18 protein-coding genes and 2 pseudogenes are annotated in these 26,283 nt (G+C 60.3%); 8 read left to right on the top strand and 12 right to left on the bottom strand.

The features are described 5' to 3' along the window. The first annotated feature begins 147 nt into the window (after positions 1-147). The 7 genes and pseudogenes from ACA060_RS09250 to cobA all read left to right on the top strand — a co-directional run bounded on the left by ACA060_RS09250 (position 148) and on the right by cobA (position 10,153). A complete protein-coding gene (locus ACA060_RS09250) occupies positions 148-1,359 on the top strand; it encodes a CmpA/NrtA family ABC transporter substrate-binding protein (protein ID WP_497316760.1) in 1,212 nt (403 codons plus the stop codon). 15 nt (positions 1,360-1,374) lie between these two features. After that, complete coding sequence (locus ACA060_RS09245; RefSeq protein WP_008146285.1) at positions 1,375-1,950, top strand: ANTAR domain-containing response regulator; 576 nt, start codon at positions 1,375-1,377, stop codon at positions 1,948-1,950. Positions 1,951-2,188: 238 nt separating this feature from the next. Next, positions 2,189-3,400: a nitrate/nitrite transporter gene (locus tag ACA060_RS09240; RefSeq protein ID WP_497316758.1), complete on the top strand. Its 1,212-nt coding sequence runs from the start codon at positions 2,189-2,191 to the stop codon at positions 3,398-3,400. Positions 3,401-3,407: 7 nt separating this feature from the next. Beyond that, positions 3,408-5,078: a bifunctional protein-serine/threonine kinase/phosphatase gene (locus ACA060_RS09235; RefSeq protein WP_497316756.1), complete on the top strand. Its 1,671-nt coding sequence runs from the start codon at positions 3,408-3,410 to the stop codon at positions 5,076-5,078. 326 nt (positions 5,079-5,404) lie between these two features. Further along, positions 5,405-6,661, top strand: a pseudogene (locus ACA060_RS09230) (NAD(P)/FAD-dependent oxidoreductase); the annotation flags it as partial. A 2-nt stretch (positions 6,662-6,663) separates the two neighbouring features. Beyond that, entirely contained in the window at positions 6,664-9,378 is a 2,715-nt protein-coding gene (locus ACA060_RS09225) for a nitrate reductase (RefSeq protein ID WP_497316754.1), read from the top strand. A 10-nt stretch (positions 9,379-9,388) separates the two neighbouring features. Continuing rightward, positions 9,389-10,153, top strand: a complete 765-nt coding sequence (cobA, locus tag ACA060_RS09220; RefSeq protein ID WP_497316752.1) for a uroporphyrinogen-III C-methyltransferase — start codon at positions 9,389-9,391, stop codon at positions 10,151-10,153. 85 nt (positions 10,154-10,238) lie between these two features. Here the strand turns inward: cobA and ACA060_RS09215 are convergent, their stop codons facing one another. The 8 genes and pseudogenes from ACA060_RS09215 to ppsA form a co-directional block, all read right to left on the bottom strand. Further along, positions 10,239-11,273, bottom strand: a complete 1,035-nt coding sequence (locus ACA060_RS09215) for an OmpA family protein (RefSeq protein ID WP_497316750.1) — start codon at positions 11,271-11,273, stop codon at positions 10,239-10,241. A gap of 107 nt (positions 11,274-11,380) precedes the next feature. Next, positions 11,381-11,971, bottom strand: coding sequence for an RNA polymerase sigma factor SigX (sigX, locus tag ACA060_RS09210; RefSeq protein WP_497316749.1), 591 nt, complete (start codon positions 11,969-11,971; stop codon positions 11,381-11,383). Between the two features lie 87 nt (positions 11,972-12,058). After that, entirely contained in the window at positions 12,059-12,883 is an 825-nt protein-coding gene (locus ACA060_RS09205) for a mechanosensitive ion channel family protein (RefSeq protein ID WP_008027407.1), read from the bottom strand. A 2-nt stretch (positions 12,884-12,885) separates the two neighbouring features. Next, a complete protein-coding gene (locus ACA060_RS09200) occupies positions 12,886-13,134 on the bottom strand; it encodes a hypothetical protein (RefSeq protein ID WP_007944521.1) in 249 nt (82 codons plus the stop codon). A gap of 63 nt (positions 13,135-13,197) precedes the next feature. Next, positions 13,198-14,193 (bottom strand): divalent cation transporter CmaX, encoded by a 996-nt coding sequence (gene cmaX, locus ACA060_RS09195; protein ID WP_497316747.1) that lies wholly within the window; start codon positions 14,191-14,193, stop codon positions 13,198-13,200. Positions 14,194-14,219: 26 nt separating this feature from the next. After that, positions 14,220-14,711, bottom strand: a complete 492-nt coding sequence (gene rraA, locus ACA060_RS09190) for a ribonuclease E activity regulator RraA (protein WP_046816185.1) — start codon at positions 14,709-14,711, stop codon at positions 14,220-14,222. A gap of 121 nt (positions 14,712-14,832) precedes the next feature. Then, positions 14,833-15,823, bottom strand: a pseudogene (locus ACA060_RS09185) (alpha/beta fold hydrolase). A gap of 98 nt (positions 15,824-15,921) precedes the next feature. After that, positions 15,922-18,297: a phosphoenolpyruvate synthase gene (ppsA, locus tag ACA060_RS09180; protein WP_109628842.1), complete on the bottom strand. Its 2,376-nt coding sequence runs from the start codon at positions 18,295-18,297 to the stop codon at positions 15,922-15,924. Positions 18,298-18,471: 174 nt separating this feature from the next. On the opposite strand from ppsA, the gene ppsR reads away from it, so the two are divergent. Beyond that, positions 18,472-19,290, top strand: coding sequence for a posphoenolpyruvate synthetase regulatory kinase/phosphorylase PpsR (ppsR, locus tag ACA060_RS09175; RefSeq protein WP_084318745.1), 819 nt, complete (start codon positions 18,472-18,474; stop codon positions 19,288-19,290). Positions 19,291-19,408: 118 nt separating this feature from the next. Here the strand turns inward: ppsR and prpD are convergent, their stop codons facing one another. The 4 genes from prpD to prpC all read right to left on the bottom strand — a co-directional run bounded on the left by prpD (position 19,409) and on the right by prpC (position 26,277). Further along, positions 19,409-20,893: a 2-methylcitrate dehydratase gene (gene prpD / locus ACA060_RS09170; RefSeq protein WP_497316744.1), complete on the bottom strand. Its 1,485-nt coding sequence runs from the start codon at positions 20,891-20,893 to the stop codon at positions 19,409-19,411. A gap of 212 nt (positions 20,894-21,105) precedes the next feature. Beyond that, positions 21,106-22,296 (bottom strand): 2-methylaconitate cis-trans isomerase PrpF, encoded by a 1,191-nt coding sequence (gene prpF / locus ACA060_RS09165; protein ID WP_497316743.1) that lies wholly within the window; start codon positions 22,294-22,296, stop codon positions 21,106-21,108. Positions 22,297-22,351: 55 nt separating this feature from the next. Further along, on the bottom strand, positions 22,352-24,946 hold the full coding sequence (gene acnD, locus ACA060_RS09160; protein WP_497316741.1) for a Fe/S-dependent 2-methylisocitrate dehydratase AcnD: 2,595 nt from the start codon (positions 24,944-24,946) through the stop codon (positions 22,352-22,354). Positions 24,947-25,149: 203 nt separating this feature from the next. Then, positions 25,150-26,277, bottom strand: a complete 1,128-nt coding sequence (gene prpC / locus ACA060_RS09155; protein ID WP_109628833.1) for a bifunctional 2-methylcitrate synthase/citrate synthase — start codon at positions 26,275-26,277, stop codon at positions 25,150-25,152. Between the last annotated feature and the right edge of the window lie 6 nt (positions 26,278-26,283).

Raw genomic sequence — 26,283 nt, 5'->3', positions numbered from 1 at the left:
CAGCGAGCGATGGCATATGCCTTGCACCAACACTGACATCAGCACTCATGCCAACGGCGGGATGAGTCGAAAGACAAAGGCGTCGTCACTTGGCCTTGCCCTGGCAAGCAGCCCGGTACGGCGCTTTTTTTTGGAAGGTGTTTAGCCATGAATGAAACCACAGCGGGCCCGTTGGCCTGGGTCAATGGCAGCGATGCCCCGGAAAAGACTGAAATCAACCTCGGCTTCATGGCCTTGAGCGACTGTGCCTCGGTGGTGGTCGCGGCCACGCAAGGTTTTGCACAGCCTTACGGCCTGACCCTGAACCTCAAGCGCCAGTCGTCCTGGGCCAACCTGCGAGACAAACTGGTCAGCGGCGAACTCGACGCCGCCCACAGCCTGTATGGCCTGATTTATGCCGTGCACCTGGGCATCGGCGGCGTGGTGCCGACCGACATGGCGGTGCTCATGGGCCTGAACCAGAACGGCCAGAGCATCAATCTTTCTCACGGCTTGCAGGCCTTGGGGGTGACCAGTCCTGAAGCACTGGACCGGCACGTGCACCAAAGTCGCCCAAAACTGACCTTCGCCCAGACATTTCCCACGGGCACCCATGCGATGTGGCTGTATTACTGGCTCGCGAGCCAGGGCATTCATCCGTTGCAGGACGTCGACAGCGTGGTGGTGCCGCCGCCACAGATGGTCGCGCACCTGCAAGCCGGGCGCATCGATGGCTTCTGCGTCGGCGAGCCGTGGTCCGCCAGCGCGGTAAAGCAGAACCTGGGGTTCACCATGGCGACGAGCCAGACCATCTGGCCCGACCACCCGGAAAAAGTCCTCGGCTGCACCCGCGCCTTTGTCGAGCAATACCCCAACACCGCCCGGGCGTTGGTGATGGCGATCCTCGAGGCCAGTCGCTTCATCGAAGACGGCAACGAAAACCGCCGCAGCACTGCGAAGCTGTTGAGTGCGCCCGAATACCTTGATGCGCCGCTCGATTGCATCGAACCGCGCTTGCTCGGTGACTACGCCGATGGCCTCGGCAATCGCTGGCAGGACCCGCACGCGCTGCGTTTTCATGCGAACGGCGAGGTCAACGTGCCGTACTTGTCCGACGGCATGTGGTTCATGACTCAGTTCCGCCGCTGGGGTTTGTTGCGCGACGACCCGGATTACCTCGGCGTGGCCCGTCAGGTCCAGCAACTAGACTTGTACCGTGAGGCCGCCAGCGCAGTCGGTGTTGCCTCCGAGGGCGAGGCAATGCGCAGCAGCCAGTTGATCGACGGCAAAATCTGGGACGGCTCCGACCCGGCCGGTTATGCCCGCAGTTTCAAGCTGCACGCCATGAGCGACAGCTCGCCCCTCATCGCCAGCCGCTGACAGGAGACTGCGAATATGTTGCGTATCCTGCTGATCAACGACACAGCAAAAAAAGTCGGCCGCCTGAAAGCGGCGCTGACCGAAGCCGGGTTTGAGGTCATTGATGAATCCGGTCTGACCATTGACCTGCCCGCGCGCGTCGAAACGGTGCGTCCTGATGTAATTCTGATCGATACCGAGTCACCGAGCCGCGATGTGATGGAGCAAGTGGTGCTGGTTTCCCGCGATCAACCGCGGCCGATTGTGATGTTTACCGATGAACATGATCCCGACGTGATGCGCCAGGCGATCAAGTCCGGGGTCAGTGCCTACATCGTCGAAGGCATTCACGCACAACGCTTGCAGCCGATTCTCGACGTGGCCATGGCCCGCTTTGAAAGCGACCAGGCCCTGCGCGCCCAGCTCAACGCCCGCGACCAGCAACTGGCCGAGCGCAAGCGCATCGAGCTGGCCAAGGGGCTGCTGATGAAAATGAAGGACTGCAACGAGGAAGAGGCCTACACGCTCATGCGCCGCCAGGCCATGAGCCGGCAGCAGAAGCTGATTCAGGTGGCGGAGCAGATAATTGCCATGAGCGAATTGCTCGGCTGACCCCTCGCCACAAAAGCAGGGTGTTGGCACAGATCTGGCTAAGTAATCGTTACAGGTAACCAACGGCGGTTGCCCCACCTACGACAAAGACGTCGCTCACCTCATTTGCCCATGGCGAATCGGGTGGCGGCGTTTTTTCGTTTTGGCCCCAGAGATCGGGGCCGGTGGTGCGGCCGATGCGGCGCCCCACCTGCAAGCTCCTGACTCTTCTCGAGACTCCCTACAGCTGAGGTGCGCGATGAATTCAAGCTTCTGGAAATCCGGTCACACGCCGACATTGTTCGCAGCGTTCCTCTATTTCGACCTGAGCTTCATGGTCTGGTACCTGCTCGGCCCACTGGCGGTGCAGATCGCCACCGACCTGCAACTGACCACCCAGCAACGCGGGCTGGTGGTGGCCACGCCGATTCTGGCCGGGGCCATACTGCGCTTTTTGATGGGCTTGCTGGCTGATCGCCTGTCGCCCAAGACCGCTGGCCTGATCGGCCAGGTGATCGTCATCTGCGCCCTGTTCGTTGCCTGGAGACACGGCATCCACAGTTACGAACAAGCGCTGCTATTGGGCTTGTTCCTCGGTGTGGCCGGCGCATCCTTCGCCGTCGCCCTGCCGCTGGCGTCGCAGTGGTATCCGCCACAGCATCAAGGCAAGGCCATGGGCATCGCCGGGGCCGGTAACTCGGGCACCGTACTTGCTGCGCTGATCGCTCCAGTCCTGGCTGCCGCGTTTGGCTGGAGCAACGTGTTCGGTTTCGCCCTGATCCCGCTGATCCTGACCATCATCGTCTTCGCCTGGCTGGCCAAAAACGCCCCTGAGCGGCCGAAAGCCAAGTCCATGTCCGATTACTTGAAGGCGTTGGGCGACCGCGACAGTTGGTGGTTCATGTTTTTCTACAGCGTGACCTTCGGCGGTTTCATCGGCCTGGCCAGCGCCCTGCCCGGCTACTTCAACGACCAATACGGCTTGAACCCGGTGACCGCTGGTTACTACACCGCAGCTTGCGTGTTCGGTGGCAGCCTGATGCGTCCATTGGGCGGCGCGCTGGCCGATCGATTTGGTGGGATCCGCACATTGCTGGGGATGTACACGGTCGCAGCGGTCTGCATCGCGGCGGTGGGTTTCAACCTGCCGAGTTCTTACGCGGCACTGGCGCTTTTCGTTTGCACCATGCTCGGTTTGGGTGCGGGTAACGGCGCGGTTTTCCAATTGGTCCCGCAGCGTTTTCGTCGGGAGATCGGCGTAATGACCGGTTTGATCGGCATGGCCGGCGGCATTGGCGGCTTCGCCTTGGCGGCGGGCATGGGTGCGATCAAGCAAAGCACCGGCAGTTATCAACTGGCCTTGTGGTTGTTCGCCAGCCTTGGCGTGCTCGCCTGGTTCGGTCTTCACGGCGTGAAACGTCGCTGGAGAACCACTTGGGGTTCGGCCGCTGTGACCGCTGCCCGGGTCTGAGACCGCAATGAGCCTGCAACTGAGTTTTGCCGAAGCGAGCGCCATCGGCCCTCGCGAGGAAAATCAGGACGCCCTGCGCCTGGTCACTCCGGCCCCGGCGCTGGCGGCGAGCAAGGGTTACCTGTTCGCCATCGCCGACGGGGTCAGCCAGTGCGCCGACGGTGGGCTCGCCGCTCGCTCGACCTTGCAGGCCCTGGCGCTGGACTATTACGCCACCCCGGAAACCTGGGGTGTCGCGCAAGCGCTGGATCGCCTGCTGTTGGCGCAAAATCGCTGGCTGCAGGCCAATGGCGGTGGGCAGCCGCTGCTCACCACGGTCAGTGCCTTGGTCATGCGCGGCAGGCGTTTTACCCTGGCCCATGTCGGTGATTGCCGGGTTTACCGCTGGCACGCCGACACCTTGCAACGGGTCAGCGAGGATCACGTCTGGGAGCAACCGGGCATGCAGCATGTGCTCAAGCGTGCACTGGGGCTCGATCAGCATTTAGTCCTGGATTTTCTCGACGGTGAATTGCGCCTCGATGAGAGCTTTGTGCTGCTCAGCGATGGTATCTGGGCTGTGCTGGGTGACACGGCTATCGCGGCGATTCTGCGCGACCAGCCGGACCTGCACAGCGCTGCGCAAACCCTGGTCAGCGCGGCGCATCTGGCCGGCAGCCAGGACAATGCCAGCGCCCTGCTGGTGCGGGTCGATGCCCTCGGTGAAACGAGCATCGGCGATGCACTGATTCATTTGCAGCAATGGCCGCTGCCACCCGCGCTGAAAACGGGTCAGACGTTCGAGGGTTGGCAGGTCGAAGGGATTCTCGGCCAGAGCCAGCAGTCACTGCTCTATCGGGTTCGCGACAGCCAACAACAACCCTGGCTGCTGAAAACCCTGCCCGCTGCGCTGCGCGACGATCATCTGGCCGGGCAGGCCTTGCTGTCGGAGGAATGGTTTCTCAAGCGCGTGGCCGGACGGCATTTTCCTGAAGTCCATGCCGCCAGTCAGCGTCAGCATTTGTACTACGTGATGCGTGAATATTCCGGATCGACCCTGGCGGAGTTGCACGAACGGGTAGCAGCGCTGCCGCTGGCGCAATGGCAGGATCTGGCCGAGCGCCTGCTCAAGGCCGTCGGCATGCTGCATCGCCGACAGATTCTTCATCGCGACATCAAACCGGAGAACCTGTTGCTGGGGGACGACGGTGAGTTGCGCCTACTGGATTTCGGCCTCGCTTACTGCCCCGGTCTGTCCGAGGATCAGCCCTCTGCACTGCCCGGAACTCCCAGCTACATCGCGCCGGAAGCCTTTGGCGGTGAGGCACCGACACCGCAGCAGGATTTGTACGCAGTCGGTGTAACCCTGTATTTCCTGCTGACCGGGCATTATCCCTACGGCGAAATCGAAGCCTTCCAGCGTCCACGGTTTGGCGTGCCTGTCAGCGCCAGCCGCTACCGCCCCGACCTGCCGGACTGGATCGCGCAAAGTCTGGAACGCGCGGTGGCGGTGGATCCGGGTCAGCGCTTTGAAACGGCGGAGGAATGGTTGCTGCTATTAGAACAGGGTGAGCGGCGCAGCTTGAGTGTGCGGCCCAGGCCCTTGCTGGAGCGCGAGCCGTTGAAGGTATGGCGGACGTTGGCGCTGGTGTCGTTGGTGGTGAATCTGGTGCTGCTGGTCGTGCTATTTCACGGCTAACACTGCCCCCTTCACAAAAACCGCGCCAATTGCGGGCAACGTGCATTTAATCGGTGCAAAAGCGCCCCTATCAAAATGCCGAGAGCGCGATAAAACCGTAGAAATCCGAGAATCTGAAGCACTTGGCACAACCACTGCATTACCTCTCCCAACAGACATAAAGCCCAGCCTTCAACGATGAAGGGTGCGCTTCCCGAGAGAACGGGACCAGGACAAAGGCGTCCTCGCTAGGCAACTAGCGGGACGCCTTTTTTTGTTTGCGCAAAATATGTCGAGCAAGACCTGACAGCCCAGATGAGGCGGGTCCGAGCTCCCCGGAGAACCTGATGAAGAAATTAAAACTGGTGATGATCGGCAACGGCATGGCCGGGGTCCGCACCCTGGAAGAACTGCTCAAGCTGAGTAACGAGCTGTACGACATCACGGTCTTCGGCGCCGAACCCCATACCAACTACAACCGTATCCTGCTGTCGCCGGTACTGGCCGGCGAGCAGACGTTCGAAGAGATCGTACTCAACGATCTCGACTGGTACCTGGACAACCACATCAAGTTGCTGCTCAACCGCAAAGTGGTGGAGATCGACCGGATCAAACGCCGCGTGATCGCCGATGACGGCACCGAGGCCGAGTACGATCGCCTGTTGATCGCCACCGGCTCGACCCCGTTCATCCTGCCGATTCCCGGCAACACCTTGCAGGGCGTGATCGGCTACCGCGACATTGCCGACACCCAAGCCATGATCAACACCGCGAAAACCCACAAGCACGCCGTGGTGATCGGTGGCGGCCTGCTCGGCCTGGAAGCTGCAAACGGCCTGATGTTGCGCGGCATGCACGTCACGGTGGTGCACATTGGCGAGTGGCTGCTGGAACGGCAACTGGACAAAACCAGTGGCCAACTCCTGCAAACCGCCCTGGAAGCCCGTGGCCTGCATTTTCGCCTGAGCGAACAGACCCAGGCCCTGCACGATGCCGGTAACGGCCGGGTCGGCTCGGTTGAATTCAAGAACGGCGACATTATCCCCGCCGACCTGGTGGTCATGGCGGCCGGCATCCGCCCAAGCACGGAACTGGCAGAAAAATCCGGCATCCCTTGCCATCGCGGAATCCTGGTCAATGACACGATGCAAACCTACGACCCTCGGGTCTATGCCATCGGCGAATGCGCCAGCCACCGTGGCACCGCCTACGGCCTGGTCGCGCCGCTGTTCGAGCAAGCCAAGGTCTGCGCCAACCACCTCGCGCAACTGGGCTTCGCCACCTACAAGGGCTCGGTGACCTCGACCAAACTGAAAGTCACCGGCATCGATCTGTTTTCCGCCGGCGACTTCATGGGCGGCGAAGGCACCGAAACCATCACCCTCTCCGACCCGATCAGCGGGATCTACAAAAAACTGGTGATCAAGGATGACGTGCTGGTCGGCGCTTGCCTGTATGGCGATACGGAAGATGGCGGTTGGTACTTCCGGCAGATCCGTGAGAATCACGCCATCGACGAGATCCGCGATCACCTGATGTTCGGCAGCTCTTCGTTTCCGGGGCCGGCCCTCGGCGACGCAGGACACTCAGGCCGGGAAGCAAGCTGATGAACCAGATCACCGCTTCCACCTGCTGCTACTGCGGGGTCGGCTGCGGCGTGCTGATCGAGCATGACGGCGAGCAAATCCTCGGCGTCAGCGGCGATCCGAGCCACCCGGCCAACTTCGGCAAATTGTGCAGCAAGGGTTCGACCCTGCACCTGACCGGCGACCTGACGGCGCGAGCGTTGTATCCCGAACTGCGCCTGGGCAAAGGCCTGGCACGCAGCCGCACCGATTGGGACACCGCCCTCGATCATGCGGCCAATGTCTTCGCTCAAACCATCACCGAACACGGCCCGGACAGCGTCGCGTTCTACATCTCCGGGCAGTTGCTGACCGAGGACTACTACGCCTTCAACAAACTGGCGCGGGCGCTGGTGGGCACCAACAACATCGACAGTAATTCGCGGCTGTGCATGTCGTCTGCGGTGGTCGGCTACAAGCGCAGCCTGGGTGCCGATGCGCCACCGTGCAGCTACGAAGACCTGGAAGTGAGCGACTGCGTGATGATCGTCGGCAGTAACATGGCCTACGCCCACCCGGTACTGTTTCGCCGCCTGGAAGAAGCCCGGTCCCGCCGCCCGCAGATGAAAGTCATCGTCATTGACCCCCGTCGTACCGACACCTGCGATTTGGCTGACCTGCACCTGGCGATGCTTCCCGGGACCGATGTCGCGTTGTTCCATGGGATTCTGCACCTGCTGCTGTGGGAAGACTGGATCGACCGCGACTTCATCCAGGCTCACACCGAAGGCTTGGCCGAACTGAAAAACCTGGTGCGCGATTACACGCCGTCAATGGTGTCGCAACTGTGTGGGATCGAGGTCGAGCAATTACAGGAATGCGCCGAATGGGTCGGCACCTCCAAGACGTTTCTGTCGCTGTGGTGCATGGGGCTGAACCAGTCCACCGCCGGCAGCGCTAAAAACAGCGCACTGATCAACCTGCACTTGGCCACCGGGCAAATAGGCCGTCCCGGCGCAGGACCTTTCTCCCTGACCGGTCAGCCAAATGCCATGGGCGGACGGGAAACCGGCAGTCTGTCGAACCTGCTGCCAGGCCATCGCGAAGCGGCTAATTCAGAGCATCGCGCGGAAGTGGCGGCTTATTGGGGCGTTGAGCAACTGCCGGAAAACACCGGACTTACCGCGATCGAGCTGTTTGAGCAGGTTCGAAGTGGAAAAATCAAAGCCCTGTGGATTGCCTGCACCAACCCCGCGCAATCGCTGCCGGACCAGACCGCTGTGCGCGCTGCCCTGGAAGCCTGCCCATTCGTGGTGTTGCAGGAAGCCTTTCGCACCACCGAAACCGCGGCATTCGCCGACCTGCTGCTGCCCGCCGCCAGTTGGGGCGAAAAAGACGGCACCGTGACCAACTCCGAACGGCGTATTTCCCACGTTCGCCGAGCCATCGTCGCACCGGGTGAAGCGCGCGCCGACTGGGCGATCACCGTGGATTTCGCACAACGCCTGGAACACCATCTTCGCCCCGGCCAAGACAGCCTGTTTGCCTTTGAAACGCCGGCGCAGGTCTTCGACGAATACAAACACCTGACCCGCGGGCGTGATCTGGACTTGTCCGGCATCAGCCATGAACTGATCGACCGCCTCGGCCCTCAACAATGGCCTTTCCCTGCTGGCGCCAGCGCAGGCACTGCGCGCCTGTACCTCGACGGTGTTTTCCCGACTGCCAGCGGGCGCGCGAAGTTTGTGGCTGATCCGTATTGCGCCGCCAAGGAACAACGCGGCGCACACTTCCCGCTGACGCTGATCACCGGTCGCTTGCGCGATCAATGGCACGGCATGAGTCGCACCGGCACCGCCGCGCAGCTGTTCGGACATGTCAGCGAAGCCGTGTTGAGCCTGCACCCGGATGAGCTGAGCCGGCATCGCTTGCAACCCGGCGATCTGATCAGCCTGAAAAGTCGGCGAGGCGCGGTAATCGTGCCGGTCGCCAGCGACGACAACATGCGGCCCGGCCAGGCCTTTCTGCCGATGCATTTCGGTGACCGCTTTCTCAAGGGCGGCGTAAATACCCTCACTCTGCCCGCCTTCGATCCGCTGTCGAAACAACCGGAACTGAAACACAGCGGCGTGCGAATCGAGCCTGTGCACCTGCCTTGGGAGCTATTCGCCCTGGTAGAGGGCAATGTTCAACAGCATTTCGAGACCCTACGACCGCTCTGTGAGGCGTTTTCCTACGCCAGCCTCAGCCTTGTCGGCCGCGAGCGCCCCGCGCTGCTGATACGCGCTGCCAGCGCCATCGCGCCTGATCCGCAATTGCTGCGCGATATTGATCAATGCCTGGCGCTCACCGATGGCCCGGTGCTGGCCTATGACGACCCACGCCGCGCCATCGGCAAACGCGTGCGGATCGACAACGGCCGGATCACTGCGATTCGCCTGGCCGGCGAAACCCTCGCCCAACACTGGCTGCAAAACCTTTGGCTTGAGGGGCGCGCGGACGAACAACTGCGGCGCTGGCTGCTGGCACCGCTGAGCGCGCCACCGGGCAACGCTGGAACTGCCACAGCAAGTACAAAAATCCTGTGCAACTGCAAGAACGTCAGCCAAGGCGCGGTCTGCGCCGGCATCAGCCGTGGCCTGGACTTGCAGGGTTTGAAACAAGAATTGGGTTGCGGCACGCAATGTGGCTCCTGCGTCCCGGAAATCAAGCGCCTGCTGGCTGCCACTGCGCAGCCGATCGCCGTCATCTCGTGAGGAAAACACTATGAGCGCAAAAGTCTGGCTGGTGGGTGCGGGTCCCGGCGACCCTGAATTATTGACCCTCAAGGCGGTTCGGGCGTTGAGTGAAGCGGATGTGGTGTTGATCGACGATCTGGTCAATGACGCAGTGCTGGAGCATTGCCCCGGCGCGCGGATCATTCCCGTGGGCAAACGCGGCGGCTGTCGCTCCACGCCTCAAGCCTTTATTCATCGATTGATGCTGCGTTATGTCCGCCAGGGTAAATGCGTGGTGCGGCTCAAGGGCGGCGATCCGTGCATCTTCGGTCGTGGCGGCGAAGAAGCGCAGTGGTTGCGCGAGCGCGGGGTTGAAGTCGAACTGGTCAACGGCATCACTGCCGGGCTGGCGGGTGCGACGCAATGCGATATTCCGCTGACCCTCAGAGGCGTTGCCCGTGGCGTGACGCTGGTCACCGCCCACACTCAGGATGGCAGTAGCTTGAACTGGCAGGCCCTGGCACAGGGTGGCACGACGCTGGTGGTTTACATGGGCGTGGCGAAGCTGAGCGAGATTCGCGAGCAACTGCTGGCTGGGGGGATGGCGGCGGATACGCCGGTGGCGATGATTGAAAACGCTTCTTTGCCGCACCAACGAGAATGTCGGAGCGATCTGACGGCCATGGAAGAAGCTGCCCACAGCTTCGAACTCAAAAGCCCGGCGATTCTGGTGATCGGCACGGTAGCAGCCGTTGCGACTCCATCTCTGTGGGAGCGCGGTTTGCCCGCGATGACGGCCGATCAATCAGCCTGAATGTCACTGATTCCCCCTCGCTCACCAAATCGCAGACAAAGAAAAGCCCGGCCTAAGCCGGGCTTTTCTCAGAGCTGCGCGCTAATTACTTAGCGTTAGCTTCTACCGACGCTTCTACGCGACGGTTTACAGCTTGGCCAGCTTTAGTAGCGTTGTCAGCAACTGGGCGGGATTCGCCGTAGCCAACAGACTGAACGCGGGACGATTCAACACCGTACTGGTTGGTCAGAACTTGCTTAACGGCGTTTGCACGACGCTCGGACAGTTTCTGGTTGTAAGCGTCAGGACCGACGGAGTCAGTGTGACCTTCAACAGTGGTGCTGGTCGATGGGTACTGCTTCATGAAATCAGCGAGGTTTTTGATGTCGCCGTAGCTGTTAGGCTTGACTACCGACTTGTCGAAGTCGAATTTCACGTCCAGTTCAACACGAACAACTTCAGCAACTGCTGGGCAGCCATCAGCGTCAACAGTTACGTTGGCTGGGGTGTCCGGGCACTTGTCAACGTTGTCGCACACGCCATCGTTGTCGCTGTCGGAGCAGACTTCAGCGGGTGCTGGAACTGGAGCAGCAGCAGGCTTGGAGCCGCCACCGAAGTTCACACCGATACCGACGCTTGGAGCCCACTCGGTGTCGCCTTGGTCGATGTTGTACTGAGCTTCAACGCCAGCACGGGCGTAGAAGTTCTCGGTGAAGTACAGCTTGGCACCGCCGCCAACGTTGGCGAAGGTAGAACGGTTACGACCGTTGCTGCCATTCTGGTCGATGCTCTGGTCCGAGAAACCGGCAGAGACGTAAGGACGCAGCATGTCACCTGGGTTGTTGAAGTGGTACAGAGCGTCCAGAGCGGTGTTGGCGCCCTTGATGTTCTTGCCGTCGTCGGAACGAACGTTGTGCACTTCGTCGTAGCCCAGACGCAGTTCTACGTCGTCGGTCAGGAAGTAACCAACGGAACCGCCGAACAGGTTGCCGTTGTTCTTGAAGTTACGAGCGCTGTCGAATTGTTCTTTCTTAGCGAAGCCTTCGATTTCAACTGCGCCTTGGCCTTGTGCCAGAGCGCCGAACGAAGTGGCGGCAATCAAAGAACCAATGGCCAAGCCCAAGGTGTTTTTCAGTTTCATCCGTTAAATCCCCATCTGGTGATTGTGAAGCAGTCCCGCAAACCGGGGGACAACTCGGCGGCAAGTCTATCAGAACTTGCCTACACGTAAGAGATATTTGCGCCGAACTAAGTTTCAGCAATGCCTGCAAATTTCTCACGCAATTTATCTAGAGCACGTTTGTACCGCATTTTTGTTGCACTCAAGCCCATATGCATGATGTCTGCGATCTCCTGAAACTCCAGCTCTGCGACAAATCGTAGCACCAGAATTTCACGGTCAATCGGGTTCACATACACCAGCCAGCGATCAAGTCCACCCTTATCCTCGGGTTTCGGCGACTTTTCTTCAGACGCTTCCTCAAGGGGGTCCAGACTCAAAGCGTCCATCAAGCGACGCTTTCGCCGTTCTTTCCGATACTGCGTGATGCATTCGTTGTACGTGATGCTGTAGAGCCACGTCTTGAACTTCGATTTCCCCTCGAAGTTCTTCAGGCCATACAACACCTTCAACATCACTTCCTGACAGACATCGTCTGCGTCGCGATCGTTCCCCAGATATCGTGCGCAGACGTTAAATAATGTTCGTTGGTAACGCCGCATCAGTTCTTCATAGGCGCGTGTTACGTGAAACAGCTCGGTATGCGAGCGCGCGACCAACTCCTCATCAGAGAGCTCGCGGGGGTCGTAGCGCGTGGAGAGCGATTGAGCTTTATTCAAAACAAGTCGGGCCGACAGTCAGGTCAATGTCCGCCGCAGCCCTTACAGGGCACTTTGCGGCGGCATACATTAGCAGGGTTTGCCGGGTTAGCGGCTACTCACATGCTGCTCCAGGAGGATCCGATTGGAGAGAGAGACTAGCTCACCCTCATCGGTCAGCAATGTGGTTTTAACCGTGCCGATCTCTTCGATCTGACCTTCGACCTCGCCAACACGCACTTGTTGCCCAACCTGATACAACTCACGCACATAGATTCCCGCAAGAATCTGACCGGCAATTTCCCGGCTTCCCAACCCCATGGCCAGCGCAACCGCCAGACCAACGGTAATCAATACGATCACAATCACATGGTTGAGCAGGTCAGTCTTGACCTCCAACTGGCTGATTGCGACAGAAATACTGATGATAATCACCAGGCCCTGGGCAATTCGCCCCAGGCCCGCGGCGTAATCCAGCCCTACGCCTTCTGCTGCACCACGCACCAGCCCATTGGCCAGTTGCGCCAGCAAAACACCCACCAGCAGCACCAGCGCGGCGCCAAATACTTTCGGCAAATACAGCGCAAGCATGTCCAGCGTAGCCGAAACTCGCTCAAGTCCAAGGGATTCTGCGGCAGAAACCAGAAAAATCAGCAGAACGAACCAGTAGACAATCTTGCCAATCAGGGTCGAGATCGGTACTTGCAGGCCGGCCCGGGACAGTAATTTTGTCAGACCGGTGCCGCCCATCAGGCGATCAAGGCCCAGCTTGGCGAGCAACTTGGACAGCAAAGTGTCCAAAAGTTTCGCAACGACGAAACCCAACAGCAACACAACCAGTGCGCCGAACAGGTTCGGGATGAAATTTGCCACCTTGGTCCATAACGCAGTCATTGCAGTGACGAGGCTCTGAGTCCAGAGATCAAGTTCCATATTCAATCAGCCTTATCAGCGGTGCGAACGGTAGGTTTACGGTGGCGGGATACCGGCGAGACGTGGGCCGAGCCGTTATTGAGAGCAATCATCAGCGCGGGCAACCAGCGGCCCAGCAGGCTGAACAGATCGCCAGCGCCGACCTGGCGGTTGGCGGTTTTCAGGACACGCCCAAGACACGCATCGTCGTCACGGGTGGACGGCGAAGCGTTCAGCATGTCGCGCAAAGACTGTTCAAACGGATCGTGCATACGCACCTCTCGTGATGTCTGTGAAAGACGCGGTCAAATTTGACCGGGTCACATGAGTCATCGTCACACCCATCGCAAACGGCGGAATAACCACCACTGCCCGAGCGCCACCGAGACCATCATCAGGCACGCGATCAGGAAGCCATAAGGGCTTGCCGAGAACGGAATGCCACCGACGTTGATGCCCAACAGACCGGTCAGAAAACTCATCGGCAAAAAGATCCCGGTGATGATCCCGAAGCGGTACATCGTGCGGTTCATGCGCACGCTCAAACGCCTGTCCTCGGCCTCGAGGACCAGCCCCACCCGCTCCCGGGTCAATTCCAGCTCCTCGAGATAACGGGTCAGGCTGTTGTTCAATTCGTTCCAGTAATCACCATCGTCTTCGACGAACCACGGCAGTTTTATCCGCGTCAGCTGCCCGAAAATTTCCCGCTGCGGCGCAAGGAAACGTTTCAGTGCGGCAGCCCTTCGACGGATCTGCAAAATGGCGCCATGCTCGGGCGTATACCGTTCGTCGGCATCCAGCTTTTCTTCTTCCTCATCGACCACTTCCGAGAGGCAACTGACCAGATCCTGCACCTTGTTGGTGAGGTACTGAGCCATATAAAGGATGAGTTCGGAGGCGGTTTTCGGCCCTTTGCCTTCAGCCAGCTGCACCAGCAACTCATCGGTGGCGCGCAATGGGCGCAAACGCAGGGAAATGACGCGTTGCGCAGAAGCGAAGATCCGCACCGAGACCATGTCTTCCGGCTCGGCACCCGGGTTCAGGTTGACCCCGCGCAGAAATAGCAGCAGTTCAGAGTCCGGCAGCGGCAATAGACGCGGGCGGGTGTTCTCTTCAAGCAGCAGGTCACAGCTGAATTCACTCAGACCGCTGGATTTGCGCAGCCAGGTCTGGGTTTGCGGGTGACTGCGATCCCAGTGCAGCCACAGGCTTTCATGGGCCTGCAGCTGCAAGTCGTCAAGTTCAGTCCGGGCTATCGAACGCGCACCGCCTTTACCATCCAGCACCAGGGCATGCACCAGCCCCCACTGCGCGTTGTCTTCCTCGAACATCCTCACCCCTTTGTTGATTCGCGGCTTTATTCAGGCATCTTCAGCGGGCTTGGCGAGATGATCACCCCGTTGTTGTCCGCGTAGATGTAATGGCCCGGATGGAAGGTCACGCCCGCAAAGGTTACCGCCACGTTGAGATCGCCGAGACCGCGCTTGTCGGTCTTCATCGGGTGGCTGGCCAGGGCTTGAACCCCCAGGTCGGTTTGCGCGATGACGTCGACGTCACGGATGCAACCGTAGATGACCAGCCCTTCCCAACCGTTTTTCGCGGCTTTCTCGGCGATCATGTCGCCCAGCAGCGCACGACGCAGGGAACCGCCGCCATCGACCACCAACACCTTGCCATTGCCCTTGAGCTCGGCTTGTTCCTTGACCAGCGAGTTGTCTTCGAAGCACTTGATGGTCACGATTTCGCCGCCGAACGAGTCACGGCCGCCAAAGTTGCTGAACATCGGTTCCAGCACCTGCACCAGCTCCGGATAGGCGTCGCACAGGTCAGGCGTGAGGTAATGGTTCATCGAGAAACTCCTGTAAAGAGGAAGACAATCGAGTGTGTCGCAAAGTGACCGGAACAGCTCAATGCGTCATATCTTAGCCTCAAGCCGAACAGAGCGAAATGCCCTTGTTAGAGCATCAGGCTCAGACTGCCGAGGCCAAATCCGGCTTTTCCTCCCAGCAAAGGCGTTTGCTGATCCGCCAGCCAACGCGCCACCAACGGCCAGACTTCGGCTTGAGCGGCTTTGCTGACGAGCATTTCCACGTGACCAAAATTATCGCCAAAGCCCTGCTCGCGGCCAAGGTTGATGAATTGCTTGTGTTCGGAACCCACCTGATCGAACAACTTGCGACAGGCCCACGCCGGATCCTGATGATCGCCAGCGGCGCTCACTGCCAGCACCGGCACCTGAACCTCGGCCAATCCCGCCCACCAATCCTTGTCCGCATCGCCGAAGCGTCCGAACAGGCCATACCAGCGCATGCTTTCCAGGGCCAGGCCAATCGGCTCGTCCTCCGGGCCGCGCTTGAGCCGTGAACCGGACAGCTGGGCGAAACGCTTGAGAATGAAGCGCCCGCTCCACTCCACTGGTGGAATCTTCAACGGCCAGTAGGTGCGACTGACCTGCGTGCCGAAGAACGCCGCAGACGCAACGACAGGCTCGCCGATGTATTCCCCACCCAGTGCCGCCGCCAGCGTGATGCCGCCCAGCGAGTGACCGATCCAGTGCGGGACCTGGCCGCTCTGCTCACGCACGAACGCACCAATGGCCGGCAGATCGTAACGGGCGTAGTCGCTGACGCGGTTCTTGCGGTAGTCCTGGTTGCGCTGGGACAGGCCGTGGCCACGCATCTCCGCAATCCAGACATCGAAGCCCAGACGCGCCAGGTAGGCGCCCAGCCCCAGCCCTTTCGGCGAGAACCAGAACCGGCGATTGGAAAAGCTGCCGTGCAACAGAATCACCGGCACGCCACGCACGGACGGTTCATCGGCCATGCCAAGACGCGTCACAGCCAGTTCGACGGTGCCGTCAGGGCTGTTGCCGGGTTTCAAACGATAGACATCTTCGCTCAGATCACCGCGCCGCTCGGCGCTGATCAGGGCGACAGGAAATAGGTTGCTGCTGCTTTGCATAATGCTCTTGCACAAAAAAGGGCGGCATCCAGAGGAGCCCGCCCTACTTGAATCTTAAAGCCCCGGCCACTAAAGCTGCCGGGGCTTCACTCACACCATCAAGCCGAAGCCTGACCTTCAGCCAGGAAGAACCAGGTTTCCAGTACGGAATCGGGGTTCAGCGAAACGCTTTCGATGCCCTGCTCCATCAGCCATTTGGCCAGATCAGGGTGGTCCGAAGGGCCCTGACCGCAAATGCCGATGTATTTGCCGGCCTTGTTGCATGCGGCAATGGCGTTGGCCAGCAGCTTCTTGACCGCCGGATTACGCTCGTCGAACAGGTGAGCGATGATCCCGGAGTCACGGTCCAGGCCCAGCGTCAGCTGAGTCAGGTCGTTGGAGCCGATGGAGAAGCCATCGAAGAACTCGAGGAATTCTTCAGCGAGGATCGCGTTGGACGGCAGTTCGCACATCATGATGATGCGCAGACCGTTCTCGCCGCGGGCCAGGCCATTTTCCGCCAACAGATCGATCACCTGGCTCGCTTCGCCCAAGGTACGGACGAACGGCACCATGATTTCAACGTTGGTCAGGCCCATCTCGTTGCGCACGCGCTTGAGGGCGCGGCACTCGAGTTCGAAGCAGTCACGGAACGCTTCGCTGATGTAACGCGAAGCACCGCGGAAGCCCAGCATCGGGTTTTCTTCTTCCGGCTCGTAGAGCTTGCCGCCGATCAGGTTCGCGTATTCGTTGGACTTGAAGTCCGACAGACGCACGATGACCTTTTTCGGGGTGAACGCAGCGGCCAGGGTGCTGATGCCTTCGACCAGTTTATCGACGTAGAAGCCGACCGGATCGTCGTAACCGGCGATGCGCTTGTCGACGCTGTCCTTGATGTCCTGCGGCAGGCCGTCGTAGTTCAACAGCGCTTTGGGGTGAACACCGATCATGCGGTTGATGATGAACTCCAGACGGGCCAGGCCCACACCGGCGTTCGGCAGTTGCGCGAAGTCGAAGGCGCGGTCCGGGTTGCCGACGTTCATCATGATCTTGAACGGCAGATCAGGCATGGCGTCCACGGAGTTTTTCTTGATGTCGAAGCCCAGTTCGCCTTCGAAGATGTAACCGGTGTCGCCTTCAGCGCAGGACACGGTCACGCCCTGGCCGTCTTTCAACAGCTGGGTGGCGTTGCCGCAACCGACCACGGCCGGGATGCCCAGTTCGCGAGCGATGATCGCCGCGTGGCAGGTACGACCGCCACGGTTGGTGACGATGGCACTGGCGCGCTTCATGACCGGTTCCCAGTCCGGGTCGGTCATGTCGGAGACCAGTACGTCGCCTGGCTGGACCTTGTCCATCTCGGACACGTCCTTGATGATGCGGACCTTGCCGGCGCCGATGCGCTGGCCGATGGCGCGACCTTCAACCAGCACGGTGCCGGTTTCTTTCAACAGGTAGCGTTCCATGACGTTGGCCGAGGTACGGCTCTTCACGGTTTCAGGGCGGGCCTGAACGATGTAGAGCTTGCCGTCGTCACCGTCTTTGGCCCATTCGATGTCCATCGGGCACTTGTAGTGCTTCTCGATGATCATCGCTTGCTTGGCCAGTTCGCTGACTTCAGCGTCGGTCAGGCAGAAACGGGCGCGATCAGCCTTGTCCACGTCGATGGTCTTGACCGATTTACCGGCCGTGGCGACTTCGCCGTAGATCATCTTGATGGCCTTGCTGCCCAGGTTGCGACGCAAGATGGCCGGACGACCGGCTTCCAGCGTTCCTTTGTGGACGTAGAACTCATCCGGGTTCACCGCGCCTTGTACGACGGTTTCACCCAGGCCGTAGGCGCCGGTGATAAACACCACGTCACGGAAGCCCGATTCGGTATCGAGGGTGAACATCACGCCGGCAGTGCCGGTTTCGGAGCGGACCATGCGCTGCACACCAGCCGACAGGGCCACCAGCTTGTGGTCGAAGCCCTGGTGGACGCGGTAGGAAATCGCGCGGTCGTTGAACAGGGAGGCGAACACCTCTTTGGCGGCGCGAATGACGTTTTCGACACCACGGATGTTCAGGAAAGTTTCTTGCTGACCGGCGAAGGAAGCGTCCGGCAGGTCTTCGGCGGTAGCGGAAGAGCGCACGGCCACGGCCATGTCAGGGTTGCCGGCCGACAGCGTGGCGAACGCAGTGCGGATCTCGGCGTTGAGCTTCTCGGGGAATTCGGCTTCCATGATCCATTGACGGATCTGGGCGCCAGTCTTGGCCAGGGCGTTGACATCGTCGACGTCGAGAGCGTCGAGGGCGGCGTGGATCTGATCGTTCAGGCCGCTCAGTTCCAGAAAATCACGATAAGCCTGAGCTGTCGTGGCGAAGCCACCGGGCACCGATACACCGGCGCCTGCGAGGTTACTGATCATCTCGCCCAGGGATGCGTTCTTGCCCCCTACGTGCTCTACATCATGGACGCCGAGCTTATCGAGGGAAACTACGTACTCTACCAAGGTGATCTCTCCACTAACTGTGTTGGAAAAGCTCAGAAGCCGGCGGCTCGGGGGAGCGTTTACCGGCTGTATGGCCTGGACCTGGAAAATAAGTGAGAATGCGGGCCACTGGCGGCCGGCAAATCGCGCCTATCATATCCAGAAATCTTCACTAGCTTAAGGCCCAAGGTGCAAATGAAACGATCTGCTTTCTTTATCTCCGATGGCACGGGTATTACCGCCGAAACCCTCGGTCAAAGCCTCCTGGCGCAGTTCGAAAACATTACCTTCAGCAAATTCACGCGTCCGTACATCGATAACGTGGATAAAGCGCGGGCCATGGTACAACAAATCAACAAAGCCGCCGAAACCGACGGCTTCCGGCCGATTATCTTTGACACCATCGTCAATCAGGACATCCGTGAGATCCTCGCAACGTCCAATGGTTTCATGATCGACATTTTCTCGACCTTCCTGGCGCCGCTTGAACAGGAACTGACCGAGCATTCCTCCTACACCGTCGGCAAGTCCCATTCCATTGGTGGTAACTCCAATTACATGGAACGCATCGAGGCGGTGAACTTCGCCCTCGACAACGACGACGGCGCCCGCACGCATTATTACGACAAGGCCGACCTGATCCTAGTGGGCGTGTCGCGTTGTGGTAAGACGCCGACGTGCCTGTACATGGCCATGCAATTCGGCATCCGCGCGGCCAACTACCCGCTGACCGAAGACGACATGGAACGCCTGACCTTGCCGAACGCCCTGCGTGCTCACCAGCACAAGCTGTTCGGCCTGACCATCGACCCGGACCGTCTCACCGCCATCCGCAACGAGCGCAAGCCCAACAGCCGCTATTCGAGCTACGCCCAGTGCGAGTTCGAAGTGCGCGAGGTGGAAAACCTGTTCCGTCGGGAGAACATTCCCAACATCAACTCCACGCATTTTTCCGTTGAAGAAATTTCCGCGAAGATCCTCGTCGAAAAAGGTGTTGAGCGGCGGTTCAAGTAATTCTCCATTGCCTGTCATGGCCTCATCGCCAGCAGGCTAGCTCCCACAGTTGATCTGCGGTGAACACAAATCAACTGTGGGAGCTAGCCTGCTAGCGATTGAACGATAACGCGGTCCTCTAGATAACAAACAAATCCACAAACCGATTAACAGGCATCGCTTCAAGCGCTGCCTGATCCTTGCACAACTCGAAAATCTCATCACTGCGCTGCGCGGTGAAGCGTGTCGCCAGGTTCGCCCTGAACTTATCCTCCAGCAACGGAATCCCGTCAGCACGGCGACGCCGATGACCGATCGGGTACTCGACCACCACGTTCTCGGTGTTTGAACCGTCCTTGAAAAACACCTGGATCGCGTTGGCGATGGAACGCTTGTCAGCTTCCAGATATTCGCGGGTGAATCGCGGCTCTTCAACGATGACCATTTTTTCCCGCAGCACGTCGATGATCGGATGCGCCGCATGGAAGTCATCTTCGTATTGCTCGGCGACCAGGTTGCCAAACGCCAGCGGCACGGCGGTCATGTACTGAATGCAGTGATCGCGGTCCGCGGCATTGGCCAACGGGCCAACCTTGGAAATGATGCGGATCGCCGATTCGTGGGTGGTGATGACGATCTTGTCGATTTCATGCAGACGATTTCTAACCTGTGGATGCAGGGTCACTGCCGCTTCACAGGCGGTTTGTGCGTGGAATTCAGCGGGAAAACTGATTTTGAACAGCACGTTTTCCATCACGTAGGTGCCGTAGCTGCGGGAGAGACTGAACGCGCGCTTGTCGTCCGGCTTGAGCGCCAGATCGTTGTTGGTGTGGCTGAACAACACGTCGTAAAAACCCCACTGCTTGGCCGTCAGCACGCCGGGAATACCCATCTCGCCGCGCATCGCGATGTCCGCCAGGCGCACGCCCCGGCTGGACGCATCGCCCGCCGCCCAGGATTTGCGCGACCCGGCATTCGGCGCATGCCGATAGGTGCGCAGCGCTTGCCCGTCGGCAAAGGCGTGGGACAACGCTGACAGCAGTTGCGCGCGATTGGCGCCCATGAGTTTGGCGGTGACGGCGGTCGAGGCGACTTTCACCAGGATGACGTGATCGAGCCCTACACGATTGAAGGAGTTTTCCAGGGCGATCACGCCTTGAATCTCGTGGGCCATGATCATGGCTTCGAGCACCGCGCGGATGGTCAGCGGCTCATCGCCATTGGCCAGGCGCTTTTGTGACACGTGGTCGGCCACCGCGAGAATCCCGCCGAGGTTATCGGACGGGTGGCCCCACTCGGCCGCGAGCCAGGTGTCGTTGTAGTCGAGCCAGCGCACGATGCAGCCGATGTCCCACGCCGCCTTGACCGGATCGAGCCGGAAACGGGTGCCGGGAACCCGCGCGCCGAACGGGACGACGGTGCCTTCGACGATCGGGCCGAGGTGTTTGGTGCATTCGGGGAAACGCAAGGCCAGCAGGCCGCAGCCGAGGGTGTCGATCAGGCAGTTGCGGGCGGTGTCCAGCGCTTCTTTGGATTCGATTTTGAAGTTGAGGACGTAATCGGCGATGTCCTGCAGGACGGTGTCGTAGTCGGGGCGGTTGTTCAGGTCGACGTTGGTGCTCATGTTCGATTCACTCGGTTAGTGCTTCGTTGATGGGACCTCGGTTCAGTTAAATCTCAGTCGGTGACAACATTCTTATTATTGAAATGCGATCCACTGTGGGAGTGAGCCTGCTCGCGATGGCGGTATGACTGGCAACAAGGATGTTGAATGTTATGGCCTCATCGCGAGCAGGCTCGCTCCCACAGGGTTTAGTGTTTATTTCTGGATTTGCGTCAGAACGAATCACCCGGCACGCGCACGAAGCCTTCCATCAACACCCGCGCACTGCGGCTCATGATGGCTTTGTTCACGGTCCATTCGCCGTTCACCTGACTGGCCTCGGCACCGACGCGCAACGTGCCGGACGGATGGCCGAAGCGCACGGCGTTGCGTTCGATACCGCCTGCTGCCAGGTTGACCAAGGTGCCGGAAATCGCTGCCGCCGTACCAATGGCAACCGCCGCCGTGCCCATCATCGCGTGATGCAGTTTGCCCATCGACAGTGCGCGCACCAGCAGGTCGACATCACTTGCCTTAATCGCCTTGCCGCTGGACGCCACGTAGTCCGCCGGCTTGGCCACGAAGGCCACCTTTGGCGTGTGCTGACGCTTGGCCGCTTCGTCCAGGTCCTTGATCAAGCCCATGCGCAGCGCGCCATAAGCACGGATGGTCTCGAACATCAGCAACGCTTTCGGATCGCCATTGATCGCTCCCTGCAACTCGGTGCCGGTGTAACCGATGTCTTCGGCGTTGACGAAAATCGTTGGGATTCCAGCGTTGATCATGGTCGCCTTGAAGGTGCCAACGCCGGGCACTTCCAGGTCATCCACCAGGTTGCCGGTGGGGAACATCGAACCACCGCCGCCCTCTTCTTCCGCCGCCGGGTCCATGAATTCGACCTGCACTTCGGCGGCGGGAAAGGTCACGCCGTCGAGTTCGAAATCACCGGTTTCCTGCACTTCACCATTGGTGATCGGCACGTGGGCGATGATGGTCTTGCCGATGTTGGCTTGCCATACGCGCACCACGGCAACGCCGTTGTGCGGAATGCGACTGGCGTCTACCAGGCCGTTGCTGATGGCGAACGAACCGACCGCTGCAGAAAGGTTGCCGCAATTACCGCTCCAGTCGACGAAAGGCTTGTCGATCGAGACCTGACCGAACAGGTAATCGACGTCGTGATCGGCCTTGGTGCTTTTCGACAGGATCACGGTTTTGCTGGTGCTGGAGGTTGCACCGCCCATGCCGTCGATTTGCTTGTCGTACGGGTCGGGGCTGCCAATCACGCGCAGCAACAAGGCATCGCGTGCCGGGCCGGGAATCTGTGCCGCTTCGGGCAGGTCTTTCAGGCTGAAGAACAAGCCTTTGCTGGTGCCGCCGCGCATGTAGGTGGCGGGGATTTTGATCTGAGGTGCGTGAGCCATGGTGCTCCTTCAAAGCGGACACGGGACTCAACATCCCGTGTCCGCACGTCGTGATTTAGACGGCGACGGCCGATTCCAGGAAGTCCTGCGCGAAGCGCTGCAACACGCCGCCAGCCTCGTAGATCGACACTTCTTCGGCGGTATCGAGGCGGCAAGTCACCGGCACTTCGACGCGTTCGCCGTTCTTGCGGTTGATCACCAGCGTCAGGTCGGCGCGCGGTGTGCGCTCACCGATGACGTCGTAGGTTTCACTGCCATCGATGCCCAATGTGTGACGGTCGGTGCCCGGTTTGAACTCCAGCGGCAACACGCCCATGCCCACCAGGTTGGTGCGGTGGATGCGTTCGAAACCTTCGGCGGCAATCGCTTCCACACCGGCCAGGCGTACGCCCTTGGCCGCCCAGTCGCGGGACGACCCCTGACCGTAGTCGGCGCCGGCAATGATGATCAGCGGCTGCTTGCGCTCCATGTAGGTTTCGATGGCTTCCCACATGCGCATGACCTGGCCTTCCGGCTCGACGCGGGCCAGCGAACCCTGCTTGACCTTGCCGTTTTCCTGGACCATTTCGTTGAACAGTTTCGGGTTGGCGAAGGTGGCGCGCTGCGCGGTCAGGTGGTCACCGCGGTGGGTCGCGTAGGAGTTGAAGTCCTCTTCCGGCAGGCCCATTTTCGCCAGGTATTCGCCGGCGGCGCTGTCGAGCATGATCGCGTTCGATGGCGACAGGTGATCGGTGGTGATGTTGTCCGGCAGCACCGCCAACGGGCGCATGCCCTTGAGCGGACGGGCACCGGCCAGTGCGCCTTCCCAGTACGGCGGACGGCGGATGTAGGTGCTCATCTCGCGCCAGTCGTACAGCGGCGTGACTTTCGGGCCAGTGTCTTCGTGGATGGCGAACATCGGAATGTAGACCTGACGGAACTGCTCCGGCTTGACCGATGCTTTGACCACTGCGTCGATTTCTTCGTCGCTCGGCCAGATGTCTTTCAGGCGGATTTCCTTGCCGTCTGCGTCCAGGCCCAACACGTCTTTTTCGATGTCGAAACGGATGGTCCCGGCGATGGCGTAAGCGACGACCAATGGCGGCGAAGCCAGGAACGCGTTCTTGGCGTACGGATGAATCCGGCCGTCGAAGTTGCGGTTACCGGAGAGCACGGCGGTGGCGTACAGGTCGCGGTCGATGATCTCTTGCTGGATCACCGGGTCGAGCGCGCCGGACATGCCGTTGCAGGTGGTGCAGGCGAAGGCCACAACACCAAAACCCAGTTGCTCCAGTTCGTCGGTCAGGCCTGCTTCGTCGAGGTACAGCGCCACGGTTTTCGAGCCCGGCGCCAGGGAAGATTTGACCCACGGCTTGCGGGTCAGCCCGAGTTTGTTCGCGTTGCGCGCCAGCAGGCCGGCGGCGATCACGTTGCGCGGGTTGCTGGTGTTGGTGCAGCTGGTGATGGCGGCGATGATCACCGCGCCGTCCGGCATCTGGCCGGGTACGTCGTCCCACTGACCGGAGATGCCTTTGGCGGCGAGGTCCGACACCGCGACACGGGCGTGCGGGTTGCTCGGGCCGGCCATGTTGCGCACCACCGATGACAGATTGAAGGTCAAGCCGCGCTCGTATTGCGCCTGCTTCAAGCTGTCAGCCCAGAGGCCGGTGGTCTTGGCGTAGTTCTCGACCAACTGCACTTGCTCGTCTTCACGGCCGGTGAGTTTGAGGTAGTCGATGGTTTGCTGGTCGATGTAGAACATCGCCGCCGTGGCGCCGTATTCCGGGGCCATGTTGGAGATGGTCGCGCGGTCGCCGAGGGTCAGCGCCGCGGCGCCTTCACCGAAGAACTCCAGCCATGCGCCGACGACTTTTTGCTGACGCAGGAACTCGGTCAGCGCCAGCACCATGTCGGTGGCGGTGATGCCCGGTTGCAGCTTGCCGGTCAGTTCAACGCCGACGCTTTCCGGCAGGCGCATCCAGGAAGCGCGGCCGAGCATCACGCTCTCGGCTTCCAGGCCACCGACACCGATGGCGATCACGCCCAGCGCATCGACGTGCGGGGTGTGGCTGTCGGTGCCGACGCACGTGTCGGGGAACGCCACGCCGTCACGCACCTGGATTACCGGAGACATTTTCTCCAGGTTGATCTGGTGCATGATCCCGTTGCCCGGTGGAATCACATCAACGTTCTTGAAGGCCTTTTTGGTCCAGTTGATGAAGTGGAAACGGTCTTCGTTGCGACGGTCTTCGATGGCGCGGTTCTTCTCGAACGCCTCCGGATCGAAGCCACCGCGCTCGACGGCCAGGGAGTGGTCGACGATCAATTGCGTCGGCACCACCGGGTTTACTTGCGCCGGGTCGCCACCTTGCAGGGCGATGGCGTCACGCAGGCCGGCGAGGTCGACCAGCGCGGTCTGGCCGAGGATGTCGTGGCAGACCACGCGGGCCGGGAACCACGGGAAGTCGAGGTCGCGTTTGCGCTCGATGAATTGCTTCAGGGATTCGGTGAGCGTGGCCGGGTCGCAGCGACGCACCAGGTTTTCCGCCAGCACGCGGGAGGTGTACGGCAGGGTGTCATAGGCGCCGAGCTGGATGGCTTCGACAGCCGCGCGGACGTCGAAGTAATCCAGATGGCTGCCGGGCAGCGGTTTGCGGAATTCAGTGTTCATCGTCAGGACTCGGTCACGGTAATTGCAAAAGGTGGGGCCTGGCATTCGGTTTGAATTCAACACAACCCCTGTGGGAGCGGGCTTGCCCGCGATTGCGGTGGGTCAGGCGACATTTATGTCGAATGTGACTCCGTCATCGCGGGCAAGCCCGCTCCCACAGGGATTTGCGTAACGTTCAAATCCCTGTGTCAGGCCTTCACCATTCAGCGTTGTTCGATTGGCACGAACTTGCGCTGTTCGACGCCGACGTACTCGGCGCTTGGGCGGATGATGCGGTTGTTGGCACGTTGCTCGAACACGTGCGCTGCCCAGCCAGTCAGGCGCGAGCAGACGAAGATCGGTGTGAACAATTTGGTCGGGATGCCCATGAAGTGGTACGTCGACGCATGGTAGAAGTCGGCGTTCGGGAACAGTTTTTTCTGCTCCCACATGGTGGCGTCGATGGCTTCGGAAACCGGGAACAGCACGGTGTCGCCCACTTCTTCAGCGAGTTTTTTCGACCAGCCCTTGATCACCTCATTGCGCGGATCGTTGTCCTTATAGATCGCGTGACCGAAGCCCATGATCTTGTCCTTGCGCGCCAGCATACCAAGGGTGCCCTCGACGGCCTCTTGAGGCGACGAGAAGCGCTCGATCATTTCCATCGCCGCTTCGTTGGCGCCGCCATGCAACGGACCACGCAGCGAACCGATGGCGGCAGTGACGCAGGAATACATGTCCGACAACGTCGAAGCGCATACCCGTGCGGTGAACGTCGAGGCGTTGAACTCGTGTTCCGCGTAGAGAATCAGCGAAACGTTCATCACCTTGACGTGCAACTCGCTCGGCTTCTTGTCGTGCAGCAAGTGCAGGAAGTGGCCGCCAATGGACTGTTCGTCGCTCACGCAGCTGATGCGTTTGCCGTCGTGGCTGAAGCGATACCAGTAGCACATGATCGCCGGGAACGCGGCCAGCAGACGGTCGGTCACGTCGTGTTGTTCGGAGAAGTCTTTCTCCGGTTCGATGTTGCCCAGGAACGAGCAACCGGTGCGCATCACGTCCATCGGGTGGGCGTCGGCGGGGATGCGTTCCAGCACTTCTTTGAGCGCTTGCGGCAGGTCGCGCAGCTTGCCCAGTTTGCTGATGTAAGCGGCGAGCTGCGCTTTGGTTGGCAGTTCGCCGTAAAGCAGCAGGTAAGCCACTTCTTCGAACTGTGCGTCAGCCGCCAGTTCGCGAACGTCGTAGCCACGATAGGTCAGGCCTGCGCCCGACTGGCCCACGGTTGACAGAGCGGTTTGCCCGGCAACCTGGCCACGGAGCCCGGCGCCACTGAGTACTTTTGCTTCGGCCATTGCTGT

The organism is Pseudomonas sp. LBUM1671 (genome assembly GCF_059695685.1).
This window is presented reverse-complemented; position numbering and strand designations above follow the sequence as displayed.

Coding starts and splice junctions, on each gene's coding strand:
- ACA060_RS09250 (WP_497316760.1), top strand. CDS start 148: ATGAATGAAACCACAGCGGGCCCGTTGGCCTGGGTCAATGGCAGCGAT.
- prpF (WP_497316743.1), bottom strand. CDS start 22,296: ATGGCTCACGCACCTCAGATCAAAATCCCCGCCACCTACATGCGCGGC.
- prpC (WP_109628833.1), bottom strand. CDS start 26,277: ATGGCCGAAGCAAAAGTACTCAGTGGCGCCGGGCTCCGTGGCCAGGTT.
- ACA060_RS09205 (WP_008027407.1), bottom strand. CDS start 12,883: ATGGAACTTGATCTCTGGACTCAGAGCCTCGTCACTGCAATGACTGCG.
- ppsR (WP_084318745.1), top strand. CDS start 18,472: ATGAAACGATCTGCTTTCTTTATCTCCGATGGCACGGGTATTACCGCC.
- prpD (WP_497316744.1), bottom strand. CDS start 20,893: ATGAGCACCAACGTCGACCTGAACAACCGCCCCGACTACGACACCGTC.
- ACA060_RS09200 (WP_007944521.1), bottom strand. CDS start 13,134: ATGCACGATCCGTTTGAACAGTCTTTGCGCGACATGCTGAACGCTTCG.
- ACA060_RS09245 (WP_008146285.1), top strand. CDS start 1,375: ATGTTGCGTATCCTGCTGATCAACGACACAGCAAAAAAAGTCGGCCGC.
- ACA060_RS09215 (WP_497316750.1), bottom strand. CDS start 11,273: ATGAAACTGAAAAACACCTTGGGCTTGGCCATTGGTTCTTTGATTGCC.
- cmaX (WP_497316747.1), bottom strand. CDS start 14,193: ATGTTCGAGGAAGACAACGCGCAGTGGGGGCTGGTGCATGCCCTGGTG.
- acnD (WP_497316741.1), bottom strand. CDS start 24,946: ATGAACACTGAATTCCGCAAACCGCTGCCCGGCAGCCATCTGGATTAC.
- rraA (WP_046816185.1), bottom strand. CDS start 14,711: ATGAACCATTACCTCACGCCTGACCTGTGCGACGCCTATCCGGAGCTG.
- ACA060_RS09225 (WP_497316754.1), top strand. CDS start 6,664: ATGAACCAGATCACCGCTTCCACCTGCTGCTACTGCGGGGTCGGCTGC.
- ACA060_RS09240 (WP_497316758.1), top strand. CDS start 2,189: ATGAATTCAAGCTTCTGGAAATCCGGTCACACGCCGACATTGTTCGCA.
- cobA (WP_497316752.1), top strand. CDS start 9,389: ATGAGCGCAAAAGTCTGGCTGGTGGGTGCGGGTCCCGGCGACCCTGAA.
- ACA060_RS09235 (WP_497316756.1), top strand. CDS start 3,408: ATGAGCCTGCAACTGAGTTTTGCCGAAGCGAGCGCCATCGGCCCTCGC.